Origin of the sequence: Streptococcus sanguinis (assembly GCF_019928825.1) — a bacterium.
In the GTDB taxonomy this organism is placed as follows: Bacteria; Bacillota; Bacilli; order Lactobacillales; family Streptococcaceae; genus Streptococcus; species Streptococcus sanguinis_L.
The window spans coordinates 1-22,633 of sequence record NZ_JAHZOP010000006.1 but is presented as its reverse complement, the minus strand read 5'-3'; the positions used below and the strand labels follow the sequence as shown (position 1 = coordinate 22,633).

Below are 22,633 nucleotides of genomic sequence, written 5' to 3'. Positions count from 1 at the left end.
TTGTACCTATATTTATCAGGTTTTCAGCAAATACTGACATTTTTGAAAGAAAAAGTCGTTTTTAGGAACAAACGCTTGCATTTTTCATGAAAACGTTTTATAATAAACTTGCCTTAAAGTTTTCTTAAAACTTAAGTCAAACATTTTATAAGGAGGAATGTCAATAATGAGTATCGGAATCATTATTGCTAGCCACGGTGAATTTGCTGCTGGTATTCATCAATCAGGTTCTATGATTTTCGGTGAGCAGGAAAAAGTACAAGTTGTAACTTTCATGCCCAACGAAGGACCAGATGATCTCTATGCAAAGTTCAATGACGCTGTGGCTTCGTTTGATGCGGACGATGAAGTGTTGGTCTTGGCTGACCTTTGGAGTGGCTCTCCATTCAACCAAGCTAGCCGTGTCATGGGTGAAAATCCAGACCGCAAGTTCGCTATCATTACAGGCTTGAACCTGCCTATGCTGATTCAAGCTTATACAGAAAGGATGATGGATGCCAACGCCGGCGTTGAAGCTGTTGTTGCTAACATCATCAAAGAAGCCAAGGAAGGAGTCAAAGCTCTGCCTGAAGAGCTGAATCCTGCTGCTGAAGAAGCAAATGCTCCTGCTGCAGCTGCTCCAGTTGCCCAAGCAGCAATCCCTGAAGGGACTGTAATCGGTGACGGCAAGCTCAAAATCAACCTTGCCCGGATCGACACACGCTTGCTGCACGGTCAGGTAGCAACAGCTTGGACGCCAGATTCAAAAGCAGATCGTATTATCGTTGCTTCTGACTCAGTTGCTCAAGATGAACTTCGTAAAGAATTGATTAAGCAAGCTGCACCAGGTAATGTCAAAGCCAATGTTGTCCCAATCGACAAATTGATTGCTGTTTCAAAAGACCCTCGCTTTGGCAACACTCATGCCTTGATTCTGTTTGAAACTCCTCAAGACGCCCTTCGTGCTGTTGAAGGCGGTGTGCCAATCAAGACCCTTAATGTCGGTTCTATGGCTCACTCAACTGGTAAAACAATGGTCAACAACGTACTGTCAATGGATAAGGAAGACGTTGCCACTTATGAAAAGCTTCGTGACCTTGGCGTTGAATTCGACGTACGTAAAGTACCAAATGACTCTAAAAAAGATTTGTTTGATTTGATTAAGAAAGCCAACGTGCAGTAAAATCAAACGTTTTGCTTTTATTAATTTAGGAAAGGATTTAGAACATGTCTATTATTTCTATGGTTTTAGTAGTCTTTGTTGCCTTCTTAGCTGGCCTAGAAGGTATCTTGGACCAATTCCAATTCCACCAACCGCTGGTTGCTTGTACCTTGATTGGACTGGTAACTGGTAATTTGGCTGCCGGTGTTATGCTGGGTGGCTCTCTCCAGCTGATCGCTCTTGGCTGGGCTAACATCGGAGCTGCTGTAGCACCTGATGCTGCCCTCGCTTCTGTTGCCGCTGCCATCATCATGGTACTGGGTGGAGACTTCTCAAGCAAAGGAATCGCTGTAGCACAAGGTGTTGCTATTCCACTTGCTGTTGCTGGTCTCTTCTTGACTATGATTGTCCGTACTTTGTCAGTCGGTTTGGTTCACGGTGCAGATGCTGCTGCGAAAAAAGGAGACATTAAAGGAGTTGAACGCGCTCACTTTATCGCTCTCTTCATGCAAGGAGCACGTATTGCTATCCCGGCAGCACTTCTTTTGATGATTCCAGCTGAGTCTGTTAAATCTGCTCTTGAAGCTATGCCAGCTTGGCTATCAGAAGGTATGCAAATCGGTGGTGGTATGGTCGTAGCCGTTGGTTATGCAATGGTTATCAACATGATGGCAACTCGTGAAGTATGGCCATTCTTCGCTATTGGTTTTGCTTTAGCTGCTGTCAGCGAACTCACTCTGATTGCCCTCGGTGCAATCGGTGTCGCTATTGCCCTCATCTACCTTGCCTTGTCTAAAAAAGGCGGAAATGGTGGCGGCGGAGCAACAGCTTCATCTAACGATCCAATCGGCGACATCCTAGAAGACTACTAAGAAAGGAGACACACTATCATGACAGAATTAAATACTGTAAAACCTGATGAGTCAGGAAAATTGACTCTTTCAAAGGCTGACCGTCAAAAAGTTTGGTGGCGTTCTACTTTCTTGCAAGGTTCTTGGAACTACGAACGTATGCAAAACTTGGGCTGGGCTTATTCACTGATTCCAGCTATTAAGAAACTTTATACTAAAAAAGAAGATCAAGCTGCTGCTCTTGAGCGTCACTTGGAGTTCTTCAACACTCACCCATATGTTGCAGCTCCAATCATCGGAGTTACACTTGCGCTCGAAGAAGAAAAAGCAAATGGTGCAGCAATTGACGATGCGGCTATCCAAGGGGTTAAAATCGGTATGATGGGACCTCTGGCTGGTATCGGAGACCCTGTCTTCTGGTTCACAGTTCGTCCAATCCTTGGAGCACTTGGGGCATCTCTTGCTTTGACTGGAAATATCATTGGGCCACTTATCTTCTTCTTAGCTTGGAATGCTATCCGGATGGCTTTCCTCTGGTACACACAAGAATTGGGCTACAAGGCCGGTTCTGAAATCACTAAAGACATGTCTGGTGGTATCCTCCAAGACATTACTAAAGGTGCTTCAATCCTAGGTATGTTTATCTTGGCTGTTCTGGTTGAGCGCTGGGTATCTATTAAGTTTGTCTTTAACGTTTCATCTGTTAAGCTAGATGATAAAGCATATATTCATTGGGACAAATTGTCTAGTGGCTATAAGGGTATCCAAGAAGCCTTTGCTCAAGTAGGTCAAGGACTATCTCAAACCCCTGAAAAAGTTACAACTTTCCAACAAAACTTGGATTCCTTGATTCCTGGTTTGATGGGACTACTTCTAACTTTCGCTTGTATGTGGTTGCTTAAGAAGAAAGTATCCCCTATCACTATCATCATCGCCCTCTTTGTAGTTGGTGTACTAGCTCACGTTGCTGGTTTGATGTAATCAAAAAGAAGGTTTCGGCCTTCTTTTTATTGTGGTATAATAGCTGTATTATTTAAAAGGGAGTTACTCTATGGCACAGTCACAAAACAAAACAGTTGAGTTTAATACTACTGGCGTATCCTATCTTGGATTAGGCGGAAAGGTTGGGAAATTTTTAATCGGCGAGACTGCTCTGGAGTTTTACGCTGATGCCAATGTAGAAGACTATATCCAGCTGCCTTGGACGAGCATCACTGCTATCGGTGCTAATGTTTCTGGCAAGAAAGTCAGCCGCCATTTTGAAATCTGGACTGAAAAAGGAAAGTTTCTCTTTGCCTCCAAAGACTCTGGTAAGATACTCAAAATTGCGCGTAAGCATATTGGCAATGACAAGGTAGTTAGATTGCCGACTCTGTTACAAAAAATTGCTGGAATCTTTAAGAAGAAAAAATAAGGTTGAAAAAGTTTCAACCTTATTTTTTATATTTTCGACTAAGACAAAGACTGCTTGTATCAACAAAATGGAGCTAGCACAAAAATTGGAAAGTGAAACAATCTGAGAATGCACTATTTCAGCCCCTTGAAATGATAGGGTGGGGTAAGCTGACATTATCAATGCAAGACCGTATCATTAGATTTTCAAAAAGTATAAACATCAGCTAAATTTTTCTCGAAAGTCCATGTCTTGACACCTTCAACATCACGGACATCTAGTTGTTTAAATCCGTTCTTTTTGTAAAAACGACAGTTGCTTTCTGTATGAGTAATCAAAGTAAGCCACTGGCATTTCTCTTCTTTGGCAAGCAGCTCAAGTCCCTTTGAGATAAAAAGACCGCCAACTCCCTGTCCTTGATAATCAGGCAGCACACCCAGCAGTTCAAGATATAGAGTTGAAACACCCCTTTTCTTAGCTTCTTTGCTCCCCTCCCCAAAGACTTTTTGAAAGGCTAAAAGCTGGGGAATATATTGCCACATCCTCCATGCTCCTGCCTGCAAAAAGGAAAGTATACCGACAGGATGGCTACCGAGCTTATGAATGGTAGCGACCGCCATAAGACGCCCGTCCACTTCAGCAAGCAGGCAAATATGATGACGCATCGCCGCCTTAACCATAACTGCATGCAATCTATTTAGAAAATCAATATAAGACCAACTGCTGCCAAAGAGAGGACGGAATTTTTCTCTGTAGACCTCATGCTCAGCAAAAGCAGCAGTTAAAACCGAGACCGCAGCAGCAAGATCCCTTTCATCTGCTCTTCTAAAACGAATCATGATAGCTACCTCTTCAAATCTTTTCTGCTAATTTTTCTAAAAAAGCCTGCCGTTTTTCAGCTGTAGACTGAGAAATATTCCCGAAATTCAACCAACGGCGCTGTCTAGCACCGATAGACTTAAAGGTATGGCCCAACATGGCTTTCTTGACGACATCACCACAGAAATACTTAAGATAGAAGGTCGGTGCTGCAGAGGTAGTAATAGCCAATACCTCTTTAATATTGGTCAGACGACCAACTAACTGGCGAGTTTTCGTCTCCTCGTAAATCTTATTTTTCAAAAAGACCTTATCTTCAAAGCCCTTGACAATAGCTGGCATATCCGCCCACCAGATAGGAAAAATCATGATAAGGCGGTCACAGGACGCAAGAGCTTCCTGATATTTTAAAACCAGCGGGTCTAGTGCCTGCCCTTTATTAAAAAGCGCTAGCTCTTCCTTGGTATAGACAGGGTTAAAACCATCCTCATAGAGATCAATCAGTTCATAGGTCTGACCTTTCTTCTCCAACAAGTCCTGAACCTGCTCTAAAATAGCATAGTTAAAGCTTTTATCATAGGGATGTGCATAAACAATGAGATTTTTAATCATGTTTGTAACCTCCTAGTAAATCATTGAACATTGAGCGATAGACTTCCTCATCAAAAGGCTCCAAACCTTTGGCAATAAAATGGCCATAGCCTGTGATGAAGGTATCCAGCTTGAGCAAGAGAATCTTTTTCTCTTTCTGACTCTCAATAGGCAGCCTATCCAGATAAGCCACCGTCTTGTTCCCGATTTCCAGAAGCTCACCTCTCCGGTAAGCCTCTATCGCCACAGGACTGAAAAAGAGAAAATCCATCATCCGACTGTTGGACTCATATTCCGATAAAAGAAAAAGTCCTATCTGCCAAATGCAATCCAAAGGATCAGATACTCCGTCAAGATACTGCTCCTCTAAACGTCTAAGCTGGCTCTGATTTTCCAAAAGACAGACCTGATAGTAAAGATCCTCCTTGTTTTCAAAAGCCTTGTAAAAAGCACCAGTCGTAACCCCCAGCAAAGATGCCAGTTTCCTCAGGGGGATATTCTGATAACCATATTCTCTGATAAGCTGGCTTGCCTTCTCAATCATACGGTCGCGCGTTGTTTGTTTTACCATAAGAACTCCTTTAGATAACTATGTTACCTTTATTTAAAGATAACATAGTTATCTTTTTCTGTCAAGATTTTTCCTATCCTAGGATTTACATTTTCCGGAAAATCCTGTATAATAGTCGAAACGGATAAGTACTATTGGGCACTTTTCAGAAAGTCTGCGGTGGCTGTGAGCAGATAAGGAGAAAATAGGAAATTCTACCGTTAGTTTTAAAAATGAATAATTAAGCAAGTGCACTTTTGTGAAGTTGGATGGAACCGCGGCTCTGCCGCTCCAACAGTTTCATAAAGTGCTTTTATTTTTGGAGGTACCTATGTTAGATTTAAAACGCATCCGTACGGACTTTGATTCTGTCGCTGAAAAATTAGCTACGCGAGGTGTTGACGCTGCTACCCTAAACCAAATGAAAACCATTGACAAAGAACGTCGGGATTTATTGGTCAAGGTCGAAGAACTCAAGGCAGAGCGCAATACTGTTTCTGCTGAAATTGCCCAAGCTAAACGCAACAAAGAAAATGCAGATGACAAGATTTCTGCCATGCAAAAACTCTCTGCTGAAGTCAAGAACTTAGACGCAACCTTGGCTGAGCTAGACGCTAAGTTGACCGAGTTCACTACTACTCTGCCTAATATCCCACATGAAAGTGTTCCTGTCGGAGCAGACGAAGACGAAAACGTTGAAGTTCGTCGCTGGGGCACACCGCGCCAATTTGACTTTGAAGCCAAGGCTCACTGGGATTTGGGTGAAGAACTGGATATCTTAGACTGGGAGCGTGGGGCAAAAGTTACTGGTGCTCGCTTCCTCTTCTACAAGGGCTTAGGAGCAAGACTTGAGCGTGCTATCTACAACTTCATGCTGGATGAGCATGGCAAAGAAGGCTACACAGAAGTCATCACTCCTTATATGGTCAACCACGATTCTATGTTTGGGACTGGGCAATATCCTAAGTTCAAAGAAGATACGTTTGAGCTAAGCGATACCAACTTCGTTCTGATTCCAACTGCTGAAGTTCCGCTGACCAACTATTATCGAGATGAAATTTTGGACGGAAAAGAATTGCCAATCTACTTCACAGCTATGAGCCCATCATTCCGCTCCGAAGCTGGCTCTGCTGGTCGTGACACGCGCGGTCTCATCCGTCTGCACCAATTCCACAAGGTTGAAATGGTGAAATTTGCCAAGCCAGAAGAATCTTATCAAGAGCTGGAAAAGATGACTGCCAACGCTGAAAACATCCTGCAAAAGCTGAATTTGCCTTACCGAGTTGTAGCACTCTGTACTGGAGATATGGGCTTCTCAGCCGCTAAGACCTACGACTTGGAAGTTTGGATTCCTGCTCAGAACACCTACCGTGAAATCTCTAGTTGCTCTAACACAGAAGATTTCCAAGCTCGTCGAGCTCAAATCCGCTACCGTGACGAAGCAGATGGTAAGGTCAAACTCCTTCATACTCTCAACGGTTCTGGACTGGCTGTCGGACGTACAGTGGCAGCTATCTTAGAAAATTACCAAAACGAAGATGGCTCTGTGACTATCCCAGAGGTTCTGCGTCCGTACATGGGTGGATTAGAAGTTATAGCGCCAAAATAAAAAGCAGTTCATCCTGATAATTTGCCTGTATTATTAGGTCTAAGTTCAGACTTATTTTGCTAAAATTAAAAAAATCCGAGATCAACTCAGAGAAAATCAAAAACAGAGTTTCAAAGAGTATCATCTCGGATTTTTTGTTATCTTTCTGGCTCGCAATGAGACTATATAGTAAAAACAAACATAGAGGATGATTACGAAAGCTATCAGAGCTTCTGCATGACTCAGCCAAACAAGCCATGTCCAACCTAGATAATCAAGTCCCAGTTTCAGGGCAAAAGCTGTATTGACAAGAGGAAAGGTCAAGGCTGACCAGCTAAGCTGAGGGCTCAGTCGGAAAATGCGAGGTAAAAGACATAAAACCAAGAGATAAAAGGCTTGCGATAAGAGGATCAGCAAGGCAACAAACCAACCTTCAGCATCAGAACCAGCCAAACGGATATAACTTCCCAACAGGAGCGAGAAAGGTGCACAGTAAATGGCCCACTGCGGCTTTAAAGCATCAGGCAGCCTTTGTGACCGCCTAACCTTGTAAAACAAGGGATAGAGAATCAAACTCAGTAGCAGAGCAAAAAACCAAGCCAAATAGCCCAAAAACGGCTGATGAACTACACCCTGAGTCAAGCTTACCATGGCTAATCCAACATATAGGACCGTCCAGCTCGGGGTCAAAGATAACCCCTCAGCCTTAAGAACATACTTCCAAGTAAAGATAGCTATTAGAGAAAGATGCAGCAGCAAGGCCATGTACCAAAGCAACAGACCCATCCAAAGTAAACCAAGCTTGCTTAGGTAAGAAGCTAAAAGCATACTAGCCATAGGATAAGTCGCAAAGCTCGATAAGAAAGAGGCCTTTTGCAAATCTTGCCGATAGTCCGAAAATGACAGCACCAAAGCCAGTGTCAGATAAAGCCAAAGTATCAAAGCCAGACCATTCAAGAAGTGGAAAAAGATAGAATGGTAGTTCAGTAAAAGATTAGCTAAGCCAAATAGGCCTAGAATCAACCCAGATAAAAGAATGGGCGGTCGTTTACTGTTCACGAAGCAACTCCTTTATAGTAATGTCTTGAAGTCCCTTTTCAATGACAATCAAATGTTTGTTTGCCATCATTTCTATGAAACTTCTAAAATATGCCGCAGCTGTACTGCACTCGGTGATACAATGGGAAGAAAAGCTCCTTCGTTCCAACGGCGGATAAAGCCAGAAGTCGAATTACTCAAATATCCTCTGCCTCCACTAGCCTGCAGCTCCAAGAGCAGACTTTGGGCTACCACATCAATTATATCAATTCGCAGCTGGAAGAGCTCCTTAGGACGCTCAACAAAATAACTAGGCTGGAGAAGACCTCTATAGAGCTGATCCTGGATCGCAGTAAGAGTAGCCACTTGCTCCTCCCACTCCTCTCTCAAAATAGAGCGGACTGACAGATTAGCTTCGACCTCTGCCAATGACTTCTCCGCTAGGCCAAGAGCCAGACCAAATTGATAACCTAGAAAAGCTGGGCGATTTTCTGCCAAAAATTCCAGGGCATCTTGTGCAAGAATCCATTCCTCTTGCAAAGCCACATGATTAAAGGTCAGGGCAGCTGTATTTCCCCCTTGTAGAGATACAAACTCTAAATCCGCTGAACGGGAGAAATTCTCTGCGTCAGACGGCACAGCCAGAACCAGCGGCTGGCGGCTCCCGTCTTCGAAACCAGCAACAAATATGCTGAGGAAGCGATCCGCGCGAGCATTGGTTACCCAAGGCAGACGCCCCTTGAGATAAAGCTGCCCGTCTTCCTCCACAATAGAGACATTTAGCTCTTCTAGGTCCGACAGGAATTTAACGGCATTAGACAGTGCTGTCGCACCTGCATATTCCCCTGACAGAAGCCCTTCCAAATAGTGGTCTCTAAAGTAGGGATTAGCAGACTTTAAGACGTTATCAATAAAGGTCCTTTGCCCCCAAGAGATAAAGGAGGCGGTCAAGGAATGGTGAGCCAGATCCTTGAGCACTTCAATCACATCCGTATCATTTCCACCTCGGCCTCCCAGCTCTTCTGGAACGCCAACCCGGAAGGCTCCTTCAGCAGCGATACGCTCAATCAATTGATTGCCTGCTGCACAGGATTCTTTGTCAATTTGGTCAGCGTGGTCATCCAACCAGTTGATAAACTCTTCTGAAAAAAATGTCATTTGCCACCTCCTCAAAGACTAGGCATAAGGCTGCAATTCCGGATTAATTGGCGTGTTGGCCAGATTATTGGCATAATTGCAAAGGGTCGCAAGGCTGACACCTAGAACTACATCCAGAGCATTCTCATGCGTATAGCCTGCTTCTAGGAAGTCTGCCAAAGCCTCGTCTCCGACCCGTCCCTTAGTATTGATGACAGCAATGGTAAATTTAGCAAGTGTATCTAGCTTCGGATCTGTATCAATCGGAGTACGATTGCGCAGAGCCTTCAAAAGATCATCATTCATTTGAATCTGCTTGATTGAAAAGGCTGTATGACCCGCCACACAGAAAGCACAGCCATTGGTAACTGCAGCCGTAATCTGCACTACTTCACGCTCAGTTGGTGTCAGGCTGTTACGGCGATTGATGGCTCCAACCGTCCGATATGTTTCCAAAGCCGTTGGCGCATTAGCCAAAAGACCGATAAGATTGGGAATGTAGCCACCGTTATCTTTTTGAACAGTTTCCAGGACTTCTTTTACCTCAGCTGGTGCGGACTCAATCGTGTGGATAGTAAATTCTGACATATGAAACCTCATTTCTTTTAATTAGAAACTATCTTAACATAGGACCAATAGCTTGTATAATATATATTTTATATAGGTCCTATAAAGAGAATATAATACGATTTTTCAAACTAAAATATATTTCCCTCGTGAGGTAGCTCCACATCAATTTTAAACAAGAATCCGAAACGAGAAAAAGAAGCCTTCTGGCTTCGATTTTTTAATATTTTCTGAATCTCTGGTAGCGATTTTCCAGTAATTGCTCCAAGGGTAGCTGAGACAGACTATTCAACTCAGTTGCGATTTCTTCTTTCACTGCAGCCAGTAATTCATGGTTGTTAAAGCCTCTTTCAGGAATAACCTTATCTACCACTTCCATCTGCAAGAGCTCGTGTGAAGTAATTTTCATCAGCTCTGCTGCTTCCATAGCGCGGCTGCCGTCTTTCCAGAGAATAGAAGCAAAGCCTTCCGGACTGAGAACTGCATACATAGAGTTTTCCAGCATCCAGACCTTGTCTGCTACAGCCAAAGCCAAGGCACCACCAGAGCCACCCTCACCAATGATGATGGCAATAATCGGCACTTTGAGATTGCTCATTTCCATCAAGTTACGAGCAATAGCTTCCCCTTGGCCACGCTCCTCAGCACCGACACCAGGATAAGCACCTGCCGTATTGATAAAGGTTACCACAGGACGGCCAAATTTTTCCGCCTGCTTCATGAGGCGCAGAGCCTTGCGGTAGCCTTCCGGATGCGGCTGACCAAAGTTTCGGCGCAGATTGTCCTGCAAATTGCGTCCCTTTTGAATACCGACCACCGTTACAGGCTGACCGTTTAGCGTCCCGATACCACCAATCACCGCACCGTCATCTCGAAAAGAGCGATCCCCATGCAACTCGACGAAGTTATCAAAAATTCCTTGTGCAAAATCCAGCGCAGTCAAACGAGCCTGATCACGCGCTTCTTTTATAATCCGAGTGATTTTTGTCATGCTTGACCTCCATGGAATGCTAATAAGGTAGCAAGTGTATCTCTCATGTCACCACGCTTGACGATGGCATCCACAAAACCATGCTCCATGAGAAATTCAGCCTTTTGAAAATCATCTGGCAGCTTCTCACGAACTGTGGACTCAATAACCCGACGACCGGCAAACCCAACAAGAGCCTGAGTTTCGGCCAGAATAATATCACCTTCCATGGCAAAAGAGGCTGTGACACCACCAGTTGTCGGATCTGTCAAGACAGTCAAATAGAAGAGGCCTGCAGCAGAGTGCCGCTGAACAGCCGCAGAGACCTTAGCCATCTGCATCAAGCTCATAATACCCTCCTGCATGCGGGCACCACCAGAAGCCGTAAACAGAACGACTGGCAATTTATGCTCTGTCGCATACTCAAAGAGGCGGGTAATCTTTTCACCCACTACTGTCCCCATAGATGCCATGATAAAGTTTGAATCCATGATACCAAGAGCCGTTTTATGCCCCTTGATGCTAGCCGTCCCAGTCAGAACAGCCTCATCAAGTCCCGTCTTCTCACGGGTAAGAGCCAACTTCTCCTGATAGTTTGGGAAGTTCAGAGGATCCTTGGTTTCAATTCCAGTGAACATCTCCTCAAAACTATTCTCATCCACGGTTAGGTTTAAGCGCTCATGAGCAGAAATACGAAAATTATAGCCACAGTTAGGGCACACACTGTCATTCCCAAGATCTTTTTGGTAAATGGTATGCTTACAACCTGGGCATTTCGAAAAGAGTTCGTCCGGTACCTCAGGCTTTGCTTGAGGCTTTTCCCGACTCGCTCGATTAGGATTGATACGGATATATTTATCCTTCTTTGAAAACAAAGCCATCGTTTACGTCTTCTCCTTTTCAAGATTTTATACTCAGGCACATCAAACTGCAAGAGCCGCCGTCTTTCGAGTTTACAGAGTAGCTCTTACATGTCTCATCTATTGTTTCTCTCGATAAGCCGGAAGGAACTTCTCCATGAGAAAGGCTGTGTCATAATCACCAGCAATCACATTAGGATCTGAGATTAAGTCCAATTGGAAGCCGCTGTTGGTCACAACACCGTCAATTTCTAGTTCATAGAGTGCACGTTGCATCTTCATCAGAGCATCAAAGCGATTTTCCCCATGAACAATTATCTTCGCAATCATGCTATCGTAGTAAGGCGGGATGGTGTAGCCAGGATAGACGGCTGAATCCACGCGCAGCCCCACTCCACCGCTCGGTAGATAAACATTTGAAATCTTGCCAGGACTCGGTGCAAAGTTAAAGGCTGGATTTTCAGCATTGATCCGACACTCAATCGCATGCCCTCGGATTTCAACATCATCCTGACTGAAGGACAGCTCTTGACCGTTTGCAATCTTGATTTGCTCTTTTACAATATCCACACCAGTCACAAACTCGGTCACTGGATGCTCAACCTGCACCCGAGTGTTCATCTCCATAAAGTAGAATTCACCCTTGGCTTCATCGAGCAGAAACTCAATTGTACCGGCATTTTCATAGCTGACAGACTGAGCAGCCCGAACAGCTGCTTCACCAATCTGCTGGCGCAGGGTTTTACCAATCGCCACAGATGGACTTTCTTCCAGCACTTTCTGATTATTACGCTGCAAAGAGCAATCCCGCTCGCCCAAGTGGACCACATGCCCCTGCTGATCTGCCAGAATCTGCACTTCAATATGGCGCGCTGGATAGATTACTCGCTCCATATACATGGCACCATTACCAAAGGCTGCTTTTGCTTCGCTAGAAGCAGACTCAAAGGCCGCTACTAAATCCTCAGCCTTTTCAACCTTACGAATGCCCTTGCCGCCGCCGCCAGCAGAAGCTTTAAGCATGACTGGATAACCAATCTTTTCAGCGACTTCCAAGGCTTCTTCAGAGGTATGAACTTCTCCATCAGATCCTGGGATAACCGGCACTTTCGCCTTAATCATCTGAGCCCGAGCATTAATCTTGTCCCCCATCAAGTCCATAACAGCACCTGAAGGCCCAATAAACTTAATGCCGACCTCTTCGCACATGGTCGCAAATTTAGAGTTTTCACTCAAAAAACCAAAACCAGGATGAATGGCTTCTGCACCTGTCAGAACAGCAGCAGACAGGACTGCGTTCATATTCAGATAAGAATCTGTGGACTTGGCTGGACCGATACAGACAGCCTCATCAGCCAATAGGGTATGGAGTGCTTCCTTGTCAGCCGTTGAATAAACAGCTACCGTATCAATTCCCAACTCGCGGGCTGCACGAATAATTCTGACCGCAATTTCCCCACGGTTAGCAATTAAAATTTTACGAAACATGGTGAAAGCTCCTTTTATCTACTGGCCAATCGCAAAGGTCAAAGTACCGCTGGCTGCAAGTTTTCCATCAACTTCTGCTTTCGCCTCTACAACCGCAATCGTTCCGCGGCGCTTAACAAACTTAGCTGTCATAATCAACTGATCACCTGGTACAACTTGCTTCTTGAACTTAACCTTGTCCATGCCAGCGTAGAAGACCAGTTTGCCCTTATTTTCTTCTTTGGACAATTCCAGTACGCCGGCCGTTTGAGCCAGAGCTTCCATGATTAAGACACCTGGCATAACAGGATATTGAGGAAAATGTCCATTAAAGAAAGGCTCATTGACTGTCACATTTTTCAGAGCAACAATCTCATCTTCGCTAACTTCCAAAACACGATCCACCAAAAGCATCGGATAGCGGTGAGGAAGTGCTTCTTTTATTGCATTGATATCAATCATTTTATGCGTACCAGCCCTTTCCCAAATTCAACCATTTCTTCATTCTGAACCAGAATTTCTGTAACCAGACCATCTTTAGGTGCTGGAACTTCATTCATGACCTTCATCGCTTCAATAATCATAAGGGTTTGACCTTTTTTAACTTGGTCTCCAACGGATACAAACGGCGGCTTGTCTGGACCAGCTGCTAAGTAAGCCACACCAACCAAAGGACTTTCCACAACATCACCTTCAGCAGCAGGTGCCGGAGCTTCTGAAACTGTTTCTGGCTCTGCAGGCGGAGCTGCTTGAGGAGTTGGCTCAATCACAGGCGCATTCGCAGCCTGCAAAGGTGTAGCAATTGGAGCAGCACTGGCTGTTGGAACTGCAACCTGACCTTCATTCTTACTAAAAGTCAGCTCATCGCTCTGATTTTTGTAAGAAAACTCACGCAGACTAGACTGGTCAAACTGCGCCATTAAATCTTTAATTTCGTTGATATTCATAGGTTTTTAAGCCTCCCAGCGTTTAAAGGCAAGAACGGCATTGTGACCGCCAAAGCCAAATGTATTAGAAATCGCATAAGGGATTTCCTGTTCCTTACCTTGACCGTAAATAACGTTGGCTTCAATATAGTCTGGCAGCTCTGTTGTACCAGCTGTTTTTGGCACATAGCTATGACGCATTGCTTCAATCGTCGCAATAGCCTCAACTGCGCCCGCCGCTCCGAGCAGGTGTCCTGTAAAGGATTTAGTTGAAGACACCGCTACATCTTTACCAAAGACAGAAACAATAGCTCCGCTTTCGCCTTTTTCGTTAGCAGGGGTTGATGTACCGTGAGCATTGACATAAGCCACATCTTTTGGCTCAATTTCAGCTTCTTCAACCGCTTGTTTTATAGCCTTGATAGCTCCCAGACCTTCTGGATGCGGAGAAGTCATATGGTAAGCGTCACAAGTATGACCGTATCCTACCACCTCAGCCAAGATAGTAGCTCCGCGCTTCTCAGCATGTTCCAAACTTTCCAGGACCAGCATACCAGAACCTTCACCCATGACAAAGCCATTGCGGTCCTTGTCAAAAGGAATAGAAGCACGCTTAGGATCTTCTGTGGTAGAAAGAGCAGTCAGAGCTTGGAAACCAGCAATCGCAAATGGTGTAATAGACGCCTCTGAACCACCGACCAGCATCACATCTTGATAACCGAATTTAATTGAGCGGAATGCTTCACCAATCGCATCGTTTGCTGAGGCACAGGCCGTATTGACAGACTTACAGATTCCATTGGCTCCAAAGCGCATCGCTACATTTCCTGCTCCCATATTTGGCAAGGCTTTTGGCAGGGTCAAAGGTTTGATACGTTTAGGACCTTTTTCATGCAAGCGAACAACCTGTTCTTCAATTTCCTGAATCCCGCCGATACCTGAAGCCACAATGACACCAAAGCGATCCTTATCCAACGCATCTACATCTAAGTGAGCATTGTTGACCGCTTCCTGGGAAGCATAAATTGCATAAAGTGTGTAATTATCATAACGATTGGTATCCTTTTTGACAAAGTATTTATCAAAAGGGAAATCCTGAATTTCCGCCGCATTGTGAACACTGTATTCACTATGATCAAATTTAGTAATTGGACCGATTCCAATATTGCCTTCTTTTAAATTATTCCAGAATTCTTCTGGAGTATTGCCGATAGGTGAAGTTAAACCGTATCCTGTTACAACAACTCGATTAAGTTTCATATTGAGCTCCTTTATTTAGATGAATCAACTGATTTTCTACTCGTTAATATTCAAAATCTGTACTTACTGCATAGTAAAGCCGCCATCAATCGTGATGACTTGACCCGTCAGATATTCTTGTCCTGCCAAGAAGAGAGCAACATCTGCTACTTCTTCCGGAGTACCAAAACGCTTCATCGGAATGAGTGCCAAAGACGCTTCCTTGATTTTTTCTGGAAGCACATCTGTCATATCAGATGCGATAAAGCCAGGGGCAATGCAGTTGACACGGATATTACGCGCTGCCACTTCACGGGCTACTGACTTAGAAAAACCAATCAGACCGGCCTTGGAAGCTGCATAGTTTGCCTGACCGATATTTCCAGCCAAACCAACGACACTCGATAGGTTGATAATAGCACCCTGACGAGCTTTTGTCATCGGTTTCAGGACTGATTGTGTCATATTGAACGTTCCAGTCAGATTCACTTTCAACACCTGCTCAAAATCTTCTTCCGTCATTTTCAGCATGAGCTTATCACGGGTAATACCAGCATTATTGACCAATACATCAACAGACCCCAGAGCCGCAACAGCTTCTTCCACTATCCGCTGAGCATCCGCAGATTTAGACACATCCCCAATAACAGCCACGACTTTACCAGAATAGCCGGCAAATTCAGCCAAAATATCATCAGAAATCCCGCTTAGTCCGTTTAAGATAACATTGGCTCCGACACTGGCAAATTTATGCGCAATTGCCAGCCCAATCCCACGAGCGGACCCTGTAATTAACACATTCTTGTTTTGTAATTCCATGATGATTCCTCATTATTTTTCTAGAAGAGCATTCAAACTTTCTACATCTTCAACTTGGCGTACATCTGCAGATTTATCAATTTTCTTAATAAAACCAGACAGAACTTTGCCAGGACCGATTTCGATAAATTCAGTCACACCAGCTTTCTGCATTGTAGCAATGCTGTCATAAAAGCGCACTGGCTCCATTACCTGACGAGTCAAAAGCTCTTTGACTCTTTCTTTTTCCATCACAGTTGCTTCAGTATTTCCGACTAATGGCCGTACAAAATCTGAAAACTCAACTGTTTCCAAGACTTCTGCCAATCGTTCACTGGCTGGCTTTAAAAGCGCTGTATGGAAAGGTCCGGATACATTGAGCGGGATTAAGCGCTTGACACCAGCATCTTTCAAAAGCCCCACAGCCTTGTCCACTGCTGCCACTTCTCCACCAATAACAATCTGACTAGGCGTATTATAGTTGGCTGGTGAGACTACACCAATAGCGCTTGCTTCCTGACAGACCTCTTCAATAAGAGAAACCTCAGCATTTAAAACAGCGACCATTTTCCCAGAGCCAGCTGGAGCAGCCTCTTCCATGAAGCTACCCCGCTTAGCGACCAAGCCCACTGCAGTCTTAAAATCAAGAGCGCCCGCAGCCACCAAAGCAGAATATTCTCCAAGCGAGAGACCTGCTACCATATCAGGCTCGATTCCCTTATCAGCCAAGAGGCGATATATAGCTACTGAAGTTGTTAAAATAGCCGGTTGCGTGTAGCGAGTTTGATTGAGCTTTTCTTCATCTTGATCGATCAAAGCTCGGACATCATAGCCTAGAACTTGGCTAGCTTCATCAAAAGTTAACCGCACAAGCTCATACTGATCATAAAGCTCACGCCCCATTCCAAGGTACTGCGCTCCCTGACCGGCAAAGAGAAAGGCTCTTTTAGTCATTTCTAGTTACTCCTGCCCAACGTTTTGCTTCCTGCTGAATCTTCTCAGCAGCACCATAGTAGATATCTTTGAGGATCTCTTCGACTGTTTCTTCCTTACTGATTAAACCAGCAATTTGACCAGACATGACGGAACCATTTTCCACATCTCCGCGAACAACCGCATTGGCCAAAGCACCAGCACCCAGATTTTCAAAAACAGTCAAATCTGGATTTTCTTGCTTGAAGGCTTCTTTTTCTGCCTTTTCGAAATCACGCGTCAGCTTATTCTTGATAGCACGAACCGCATGGCCGAAATGCTGGGCAGAGATAGTCGTATCAATATCGCGAGCCTTCAAAATCATGTTCTTATAGTTTTGATGGGCATTGGATTCCTTAGCAACAACAAAGCGAGTTCCGACCTGAACGGCCTCCGCTCCCAGCATAAAGCCAGCCGCAGCCCCAGCACCATCAGCAATACCACCGGCAGCAATAACCGGAATGCTGACTGCTTCTGCAACCTGACGAACCAAGGACATGGTAGTCAATTTTCCGATATGACCGCCGGCTTCCATACCTTCTGCAATGACCGCATCCGCACCGATTTTTTCCATCCGCTTAGCCAAGGCCACACTTGGCACAACAGGGATAACTGTAATCCCCGCTTCATGGAAACGAGCCATGTGCTTGCTTGGATTACCCGCACCAGTTGTTACTACTTTTACTCCCTCTTCAATGACGAGATCCACAATGTCGTCCGCAAAAGGAGACAGGAGCATGATATTAACACCGAAAGGACGGTCTGTCAAAGACTTAATCTTGTCAATATTAGCCTTTACCACTTCCTTGGGTGCATTTCCGCCACCAATGATACCAAGACCGCCAGCTTTTGAAACCGCTCCAGCCAAGTCACCGTCAGCAACCCAGGCCATCCCGCCTTGGAAAATAGGATAATCAATGTTCAATAATTCTGTAATACGTGTTTGCATAATACCTTCCTTTTATCATTGCTTAAGTAATAGCTTGATTTCAAACTACCACACGCTAGATGTATTTTCTTTACTTTGACAGTCAAACTATTACCTAAACAAGAGAGAATATCTTTCGATACTCTCAGTTACTTGCTTATTTAGTTTTTTCTTCTACATAAGCAACCAAATCACCAACTGTGTTCAAACCTTCTTCAGTTTCGATTTGGATGTCAAATGCATCTTCAATTTCTGAAATCACTTGGAACAAGTCCAATGAATCTGCTTCAAGATCATCGAAAGTTGACTCAAGAGTAACTTCTGATGGCTCTTTGCCAAGTTCTTCAACGATAATTTCTTGTACTTTTTCAAATACTGCCATGGATAGACTCCTTTAAAAATAAAATATTTTTTATCATGTGTTTCCACTTGATTAACTAAATTGTAACAATAAGCGTGCCCCATGTCAAACCTCCACCAAAACCTGACATCAAAATTGTCTGATTTCCGTTCAGTTTGATTAGTCCTTGCTCCACACACTCAGATAATAAAATCGGGATGCTAGCTGCACTAGTATTGCCATATTCCATCATATTGGCTGGAAGTTTCTCCCGCGCAATACCAAGCTTCTTAGCCATTTTATCCAAAATACGGATATTGGCCTGATGCAGCAACAGAAAATCCAAATCTTCCGCTGAAAGCTGACTGCTTTCAATGGTTTCTTTAATAGAACGAGCAACATCACGAATAGCAAAGTCGAAAATAGCTCTACCGTCCATTGTCAGATAAGGCTGATTCTCACCTTTTTCAGAAAAAGGTGAAGACAAACCGATTTTTCCGCAGGTCAGACTATCTCCGCGAGATCCGTCCGTAAACTGACTTTCTGCCAAAAAATGCTGTTCTGAAGCACTTTCCAACAGGACACCGCCAGCACCATCTCCAAAGAGAACAGCCGTTGAACGATCTGACCAATCTACCGTCTTAGAGAGCGTCTCACTTCCTATGACTAGACCTTTTTGATAACGGCCTGAAGAAATAAATTTTTCCCCAGTAGATAGGGCAAAGATAAAGCCACTGCAGGCCGCCGTCAGATCAAAGGCAAATGCATTCTTAGCCCCAATATTGGCCTGTACTCTCGCAGCAGCTGAAGGCATTAAAGAATCCGGCGTAATAGTGGCAACAATGATAAAGTCCAGGTCCTGAGCAGAAATTCCTGACTTTTGCAGCAAATTCTCTGCTACTTTTGTAGCTAAATCACTGGTCGTTTCATCTGACGATAAATGGCGGTTTTTAATCCCAGTTCGACTTGAAATCCACTCATCACTGGTATCCATAATCTCGGCTAGATCATCATTGCTGACAACCTGACGGGGAGCATAATGAGCCACCTGGCTAATCTTAGCATAGTTCATTATTTCAAATCCTCTAGGAAACTATATAAATTTTGCAGGCCCTTTTGCATCACTTGTCTCTCTTCTGGACTCATCCCATCCACTACTTGCATGACCATGCGGTTGTGGAATCGCTTGTGGAGACGATACAAAAGCCGCCCATTCTTTGTCAAATTCAGATGCACCACACGACGGTCAACTTCCGACCGACGCCGCTCAATATACCCCTTACGCTCCAGATTATTCAAACTGGTCGTAACAGTTCCCAAAGTAACCATCAATTCTCGTGATATATCACTTGGAGTAGCATTGGGGGTTGTACCGATGACATCTATCGTATGCATTTCCTTAATGGAGACATCGTTGAAGCGACTGCTTCTTAGGCTCGATTCTTCAATAACCAAGACATTATTGAAAATAGACGTTAAGTAATCATTTACTAACTGAAAATTCAAAACCAACCCTCCTTAAGAAAATACTTTGACAATCAAATTTTATCAGATAGAAAAGTAATTTGCAAGCTTTTTTGAAAATTAATTTGATTTTCAGATATTTCCGTAAACAACTTGCAAATTAAGCAACCTTGAACCAATACATTATTTACCTGTGAAGTTTGGACGACGTTTCTCAGAGTAAGCCCGAACTCCCTCTTTGAAATCTTCTGTGAAAGCCAGCGATTTCTGCAGTTCCAATTCTAGCTCAGCATACTCAGACCAGCCGCTGAACAGACTCTTCCAAACCATTTCTTTCATGGCTCTGTAAGAATTTAGAGAGCCTCGTTTCAGCTTCTTCAGCAACTGTTCCGTTGTTTTTTCCAACTTTTCTGCTTCACAGACTTTATAAAGCAAGCCGTAATCCAGAGCTTTCTCTGCAGTCAGAGCTTCCCCAGTCATAACCAGATGGGTCGCACGAGTCACCCCGATAGCACGAGTCAGTAAGTAAAGACCGCCAGCATCTGGCGCCAGACCAACCCCAACAAAGGCCTGAATGAAGCGGGATTTTTCAGTGGCAATACAGAAATCTGCTGCAACGACCATATTAGCAGCCGCACCAGCAACAGGGCCATCAACACTCATGATAACAGGCTTAGGCAGACGCTTCATAGCAAAGGAAATATCATTCACCAGTTCAGCGATTTTCACCAAGGATTGGACATTATCATCACTGACTGCTCTCTGCATCTCAGCCAAGTCTCCACCCACTGAAAAAACCTTTCCATTCGCATTGATAACTAAAAATTTGACGGACTCATCCTTAGCAGCAAGTTCAATAGCCTCTAAAATTTCCTCACACATAGGAATATTAAAGCCATTTGAAACTTCAGGACGATTGAAAGTAATCGTTGCTACCTCATCTGCTACATGATAGAGAATTCCATTAAATGTCATTTCAGCTCCATTCCCGACCCGATTTCAAATCAGCCGTTTTGTTTTATTCTTAAATAATTTGATATTCAAATTATACACAACTTATATTTTATCATAAAATATAAAAGAAAGGAAATAAAAAATGGGAAAAATTAGATGGTCTTCAAATTTGAAGTGTGAAAGTAATAATTTGGATAAAAATAGTATAAAAACAGCGTTTGAATAATTTTCAGAATTTTGTTATAATTTTTAAAATAAGATAGGAGAACCAATGAAAGTTGTAAAATTTGGTGGAAGTTCACTGGCTTCTGCGACTCAATTAGAAAAAGTTTTGAACATTGTCAAATCTGATCCTGAACGTCGATTTGTTGTAGTATCAGCGCCAGGAAAACGCCATGATGACGATATCAAAGTAACCGATGCCCTGATTAAATATTACCGAGAGTATATTGCAGGAAATGATGTCACACCAAACCAACAGTGGATTATCAATCGCTATGCAGATATGGTGGCAGAACTTGGTTTGAAACCAAAAGTTCTGGAGAAAATTTCCAAAAGCATCACAAGCCTTGCTACTTTGCCAATTGAAGATAATGCATTTCTTTATGATACTTTTCTTGCTGCAGGGGAAAATAACAACGCCAAACTGATTGCAGCATATTTCAGTCAAAATGGCGTTCCAGCTAGCTACGTACATCCAAGAGAAGCAGGACTCGTCGTTTCCAGTGAACCTGGCAATGCAAGAATTCTTCCTTCCAGCTATGATAAGATTGAAGAACTCAACAATTCTGATGAAGTTCTAGTTATTCCTGGTTTCTTTGGTGTAACTCAAGATGGACAAATCTGTACATTTTCTCGCGGAGGTTCTGATATTACCGGCTCTATCATTGCTGCGGGAGTCAAAGCAGATGTTTATGAAAACTTTACTGATGTTGACGGAATCTTTGCTGCCCATCCCGGCATCGTTCACAAACCACATTCCATTCCTGAGCTAACCTATCGGGAAATGCGTGAATTGGCCTACGCTGGCTTTACAGTTCTCCATGATGAAGCTCTGCTTCCAGCTTACCGCGGCAAAATCCCGCTGGTTATTAAAAATACCAACAATCCAGAACATCCAGGTACTCAAATTGTCCATAAACACAGCAAGGACCATCTACCAGTCGTTGGAATTGCTGGAGATGCAGGCTTTGTCAGCATTAACATGTCTAAGTACCTGATGAATAGAGAAATCGGCTTTGGTAGACGCGTCCTTCAAATTCTAGAAGATTTGAATATTGGTTGGGAGCACATGCCTACAGGAATCGACGACCTCTCTATTATCTTACGTGAGCGCGAATTAACTCCTATCAAAGAGGAAGAGATCCTTCGACAACTTGTCCAAAAAGCAGAGGTTGATCATGCAGAAATCGAACACGACCTTTCCATTATCATGATTGTTGGCGAGAAAATGAAGAGTCATATCGGGGTTACAGCCACTGCAACCAAAGCTCTTTCAGAAAACAACATCAACATTCAAATGATGTCCCAAGGTTCAAGCGAAGTATCCATCATGTTTGTTGTTGAAAAAAATCAAGAAAAAGCGGCCATTCGCGCACTTTACCGAGCTTTCTTTGAACCCCAAACTCTAAAGTAAGTCCAGATTTAGAAACCATTTTTATCAAACAAACTCTGATCAAAAAAGCAGAAACTAGTCACTGACTAACTTCTGCTTTTTTCATTCAACTATAAAGAATACAAAGTCAAACTTTAGAATACACTAAGAACTAATAGAAGTTTCATAGCTCATCAATAAGACTATAGAATACCTTGTCTCCGTCTCCAGTATATTCTATCAGTAAAAATAAAAAAAGAGGTAAAACCTCTTTGAAACTCCGCCAGTAGGACTCGAACCTACGACATCATGATTAACAGTCATGCGCTACTACCAACTGAGCTATGGCGGATAACTGCTAAGCGACTACCATATCTCACAGGGGGCAACCCCCAACTACTTCCGGCGTTCTAGGGCTTAACTGCTGTGTTCGGCATGGGTACAGG

General features: G+C 43.7%; 25 protein-coding genes, 1 tRNA gene and 1 rRNA gene. 6 read left to right on the top strand and 21 right to left on the bottom strand.

All coding sequences use genetic code 11. From position 1 onward, the window contains the following. Positions 1 to 166: 166 nt before the first annotated feature. From K1J09_RS10935 to K1J09_RS10920, 4 genes are all read left to right on the top strand, one after another. The gene (locus K1J09_RS10935; protein WP_002893577.1) at positions 167 to 1,162 is read left to right on the top strand and encodes a PTS sugar transporter subunit IIB; all 996 of its coding nucleotides are present in this window, start codon (positions 167 to 169) and stop codon (positions 1,160 to 1,162) included. A 44-nt stretch (positions 1,163 to 1,206) separates the two neighbouring features. After that, positions 1,207 to 2,013 carry a PTS mannose/fructose/sorbose transporter subunit IIC gene (locus K1J09_RS10930; RefSeq protein WP_002893578.1) on the top strand — a complete coding sequence of 269 codons (807 nt, stop codon included), beginning with the start codon at positions 1,207 to 1,209 and terminating at the stop codon, positions 2,011 to 2,013. An 18-nt stretch (positions 2,014 to 2,031) separates the two neighbouring features. Continuing rightward, complete coding sequence (locus tag K1J09_RS10925) at positions 2,032 to 2,973, top strand: PTS system mannose/fructose/sorbose family transporter subunit IID (RefSeq protein ID WP_002893579.1); 942 nt, start codon at positions 2,032 to 2,034, stop codon at positions 2,971 to 2,973. Between the two features lie 70 nt (positions 2,974 to 3,043). Continuing rightward, positions 3,044 to 3,406 (top strand): DUF956 family protein, encoded by a 363-nt coding sequence (locus tag K1J09_RS10920; protein ID WP_125331955.1) that lies wholly within the window; start codon positions 3,044 to 3,046, stop codon positions 3,404 to 3,406. A gap of 185 nt (positions 3,407 to 3,591) precedes the next feature. Here the strand turns inward: K1J09_RS10920 and K1J09_RS10915 are convergent, their stop codons facing one another. From K1J09_RS10915 to K1J09_RS10905, 3 genes are read right to left on the bottom strand one after another with little or no spacing between them, the layout of a single operon-like run. Beyond that, complete coding sequence (locus tag K1J09_RS10915) at positions 3,592 to 4,224, bottom strand: GNAT family N-acetyltransferase (RefSeq protein ID WP_125331954.1); 633 nt, start codon at positions 4,222 to 4,224, stop codon at positions 3,592 to 3,594. Between the two features lie 13 nt (positions 4,225 to 4,237). Further along, complete coding sequence (locus K1J09_RS10910) at positions 4,238 to 4,816, bottom strand: NAD(P)H-dependent oxidoreductase (protein WP_125331953.1); 579 nt, start codon at positions 4,814 to 4,816, stop codon at positions 4,238 to 4,240. After that, entirely contained in the window at positions 4,809 to 5,366 is a 558-nt protein-coding gene (locus K1J09_RS10905; protein ID WP_125331952.1) for a TetR/AcrR family transcriptional regulator, read from the bottom strand. Before K1J09_RS10905 ends, K1J09_RS10910 begins: the two co-directional genes overlap by 8 nt. Before the next feature lie 310 nt (positions 5,367 to 5,676). Here K1J09_RS10905 and serS point away from each other — a divergent pair, with 310 nt between their 5' ends. Then, entirely contained in the window at positions 5,677 to 6,954 is a 1,278-nt protein-coding gene (gene serS, locus K1J09_RS10900) for a serine--tRNA ligase (protein ID WP_125331951.1), read from the top strand. Between the two features lie 120 nt (positions 6,955 to 7,074). Here serS and K1J09_RS10895 read toward each other — a convergent pair whose 3' ends face one another. The 16 genes from K1J09_RS10895 to K1J09_RS10820 form a co-directional block, all read right to left on the bottom strand. Next, positions 7,075 to 7,992, bottom strand: a complete 918-nt coding sequence (locus tag K1J09_RS10895) for a TDT family transporter (RefSeq protein WP_223323970.1) — start codon at positions 7,990 to 7,992, stop codon at positions 7,075 to 7,077. 72 nt (positions 7,993 to 8,064) lie between these two features. Then, positions 8,065 to 9,129, bottom strand: a complete 1,065-nt coding sequence (locus K1J09_RS10890) for an acyl-CoA dehydrogenase family protein (RefSeq protein ID WP_125331947.1) — start codon at positions 9,127 to 9,129, stop codon at positions 8,065 to 8,067. Between the two features lie 18 nt (positions 9,130 to 9,147). Next, complete coding sequence (locus K1J09_RS10885) at positions 9,148 to 9,696, bottom strand: carboxymuconolactone decarboxylase family protein (RefSeq protein WP_125331945.1); 549 nt, start codon at positions 9,694 to 9,696, stop codon at positions 9,148 to 9,150. Positions 9,697 to 9,895: 199 nt separating this feature from the next. Further along, positions 9,896 to 10,666, bottom strand: a complete 771-nt coding sequence (locus K1J09_RS10880) for an acetyl-CoA carboxylase carboxyl transferase subunit alpha (RefSeq protein ID WP_002927615.1) — start codon at positions 10,664 to 10,666, stop codon at positions 9,896 to 9,898. Further along, complete coding sequence (gene accD, locus K1J09_RS10875; protein WP_002901174.1) at positions 10,663 to 11,526, bottom strand: acetyl-CoA carboxylase, carboxyltransferase subunit beta; 864 nt, start codon at positions 11,524 to 11,526, stop codon at positions 10,663 to 10,665. Before accD ends, K1J09_RS10880 begins: the two co-directional genes overlap by 4 nt. 99 nt (positions 11,527 to 11,625) lie before the next feature. Beyond that, positions 11,626 to 12,993 carry an acetyl-CoA carboxylase biotin carboxylase subunit gene (locus tag K1J09_RS10870; protein ID WP_223323971.1) on the bottom strand — a complete coding sequence of 456 codons (1,368 nt, stop codon included), beginning with the start codon at positions 12,991 to 12,993 and terminating at the stop codon, positions 11,626 to 11,628. An 18-nt stretch (positions 12,994 to 13,011) separates the two neighbouring features. Next, positions 13,012 to 13,434: a 3-hydroxyacyl-ACP dehydratase FabZ gene (fabZ, locus tag K1J09_RS10865; protein ID WP_002896886.1), complete on the bottom strand. Its 423-nt coding sequence runs from the start codon at positions 13,432 to 13,434 to the stop codon at positions 13,012 to 13,014. Further along, positions 13,431 to 13,919, bottom strand: a complete 489-nt coding sequence (gene accB, locus K1J09_RS10860) for an acetyl-CoA carboxylase biotin carboxyl carrier protein (protein ID WP_223323972.1) — start codon at positions 13,917 to 13,919, stop codon at positions 13,431 to 13,433. Before accB ends, fabZ begins: the two co-directional genes overlap by 4 nt. Before the next feature lie 6 nt (positions 13,920 to 13,925). Next, positions 13,926 to 15,158, bottom strand: a complete 1,233-nt coding sequence (gene fabF / locus K1J09_RS10855; protein WP_002893606.1) for a beta-ketoacyl-ACP synthase II — start codon at positions 15,156 to 15,158, stop codon at positions 13,926 to 13,928. A 63-nt stretch (positions 15,159 to 15,221) separates the two neighbouring features. After that, a complete protein-coding gene (gene fabG, locus K1J09_RS10850; protein ID WP_002893608.1) occupies positions 15,222 to 15,956 on the bottom strand; it encodes a 3-oxoacyl-[acyl-carrier-protein] reductase in 735 nt (244 codons plus the stop codon). 12 nt (positions 15,957 to 15,968) lie between these two features. After that, entirely contained in the window at positions 15,969 to 16,889 is a 921-nt protein-coding gene (fabD, locus tag K1J09_RS10845) for an ACP S-malonyltransferase (RefSeq protein WP_223323973.1), read from the bottom strand. After that, the gene (fabK, locus tag K1J09_RS10840; protein ID WP_002902460.1) at positions 16,882 to 17,856 is read right to left on the bottom strand and encodes an enoyl-[acyl-carrier-protein] reductase FabK; all 975 of its coding nucleotides are present in this window, start codon (positions 17,854 to 17,856) and stop codon (positions 16,882 to 16,884) included. The genes fabD and fabK overlap by 8 nt, the downstream gene beginning before the upstream one ends. 136 nt (positions 17,857 to 17,992) lie before the next feature. Beyond that, positions 17,993 to 18,217: an acyl carrier protein gene (locus K1J09_RS10835; protein WP_002893611.1), complete on the bottom strand. Its 225-nt coding sequence runs from the start codon at positions 18,215 to 18,217 to the stop codon at positions 17,993 to 17,995. A gap of 55 nt (positions 18,218 to 18,272) precedes the next feature. Then, positions 18,273 to 19,247, bottom strand: coding sequence for a beta-ketoacyl-ACP synthase III (locus K1J09_RS10830; protein ID WP_223323974.1), 975 nt, complete (start codon positions 19,245 to 19,247; stop codon positions 18,273 to 18,275). Beyond that, entirely contained in the window at positions 19,247 to 19,681 is a 435-nt protein-coding gene (fabT, locus tag K1J09_RS10825) for a fatty acid biosynthesis transcriptional regulator FabT (RefSeq protein WP_002901186.1), read from the bottom strand. Before fabT ends, K1J09_RS10830 begins: the two co-directional genes overlap by 1 nt. A 141-nt stretch (positions 19,682 to 19,822) precedes the next feature. Continuing rightward, on the bottom strand, positions 19,823 to 20,614 hold the full coding sequence (locus K1J09_RS10820) for an enoyl-CoA hydratase (protein WP_223323975.1): 792 nt from the start codon (positions 20,612 to 20,614) through the stop codon (positions 19,823 to 19,825). A 250-nt stretch (positions 20,615 to 20,864) separates the two neighbouring features. Between K1J09_RS10820 and K1J09_RS10815 the strand changes: the two genes are divergently transcribed. Beyond that, entirely contained in the window at positions 20,865 to 22,229 is a 1,365-nt protein-coding gene (locus K1J09_RS10815; protein WP_223323976.1) for an aspartate kinase, read from the top strand. Between the two features lie 236 nt (positions 22,230 to 22,465). On the opposite strand, the gene K1J09_RS10810 is transcribed toward K1J09_RS10815, so the two are convergent. Both K1J09_RS10810 and rrf read right to left on the bottom strand, forming a co-directional pair. After that, positions 22,466 to 22,539: transfer RNA gene (locus K1J09_RS10810), tRNA-Asn, on the bottom strand. A 5-nt stretch (positions 22,540 to 22,544) separates the two neighbouring features. Next, positions 22,545 to 22,633: ribosomal RNA gene (gene rrf, locus K1J09_RS10805) — 5S ribosomal RNA — on the bottom strand; the annotation flags it as partial.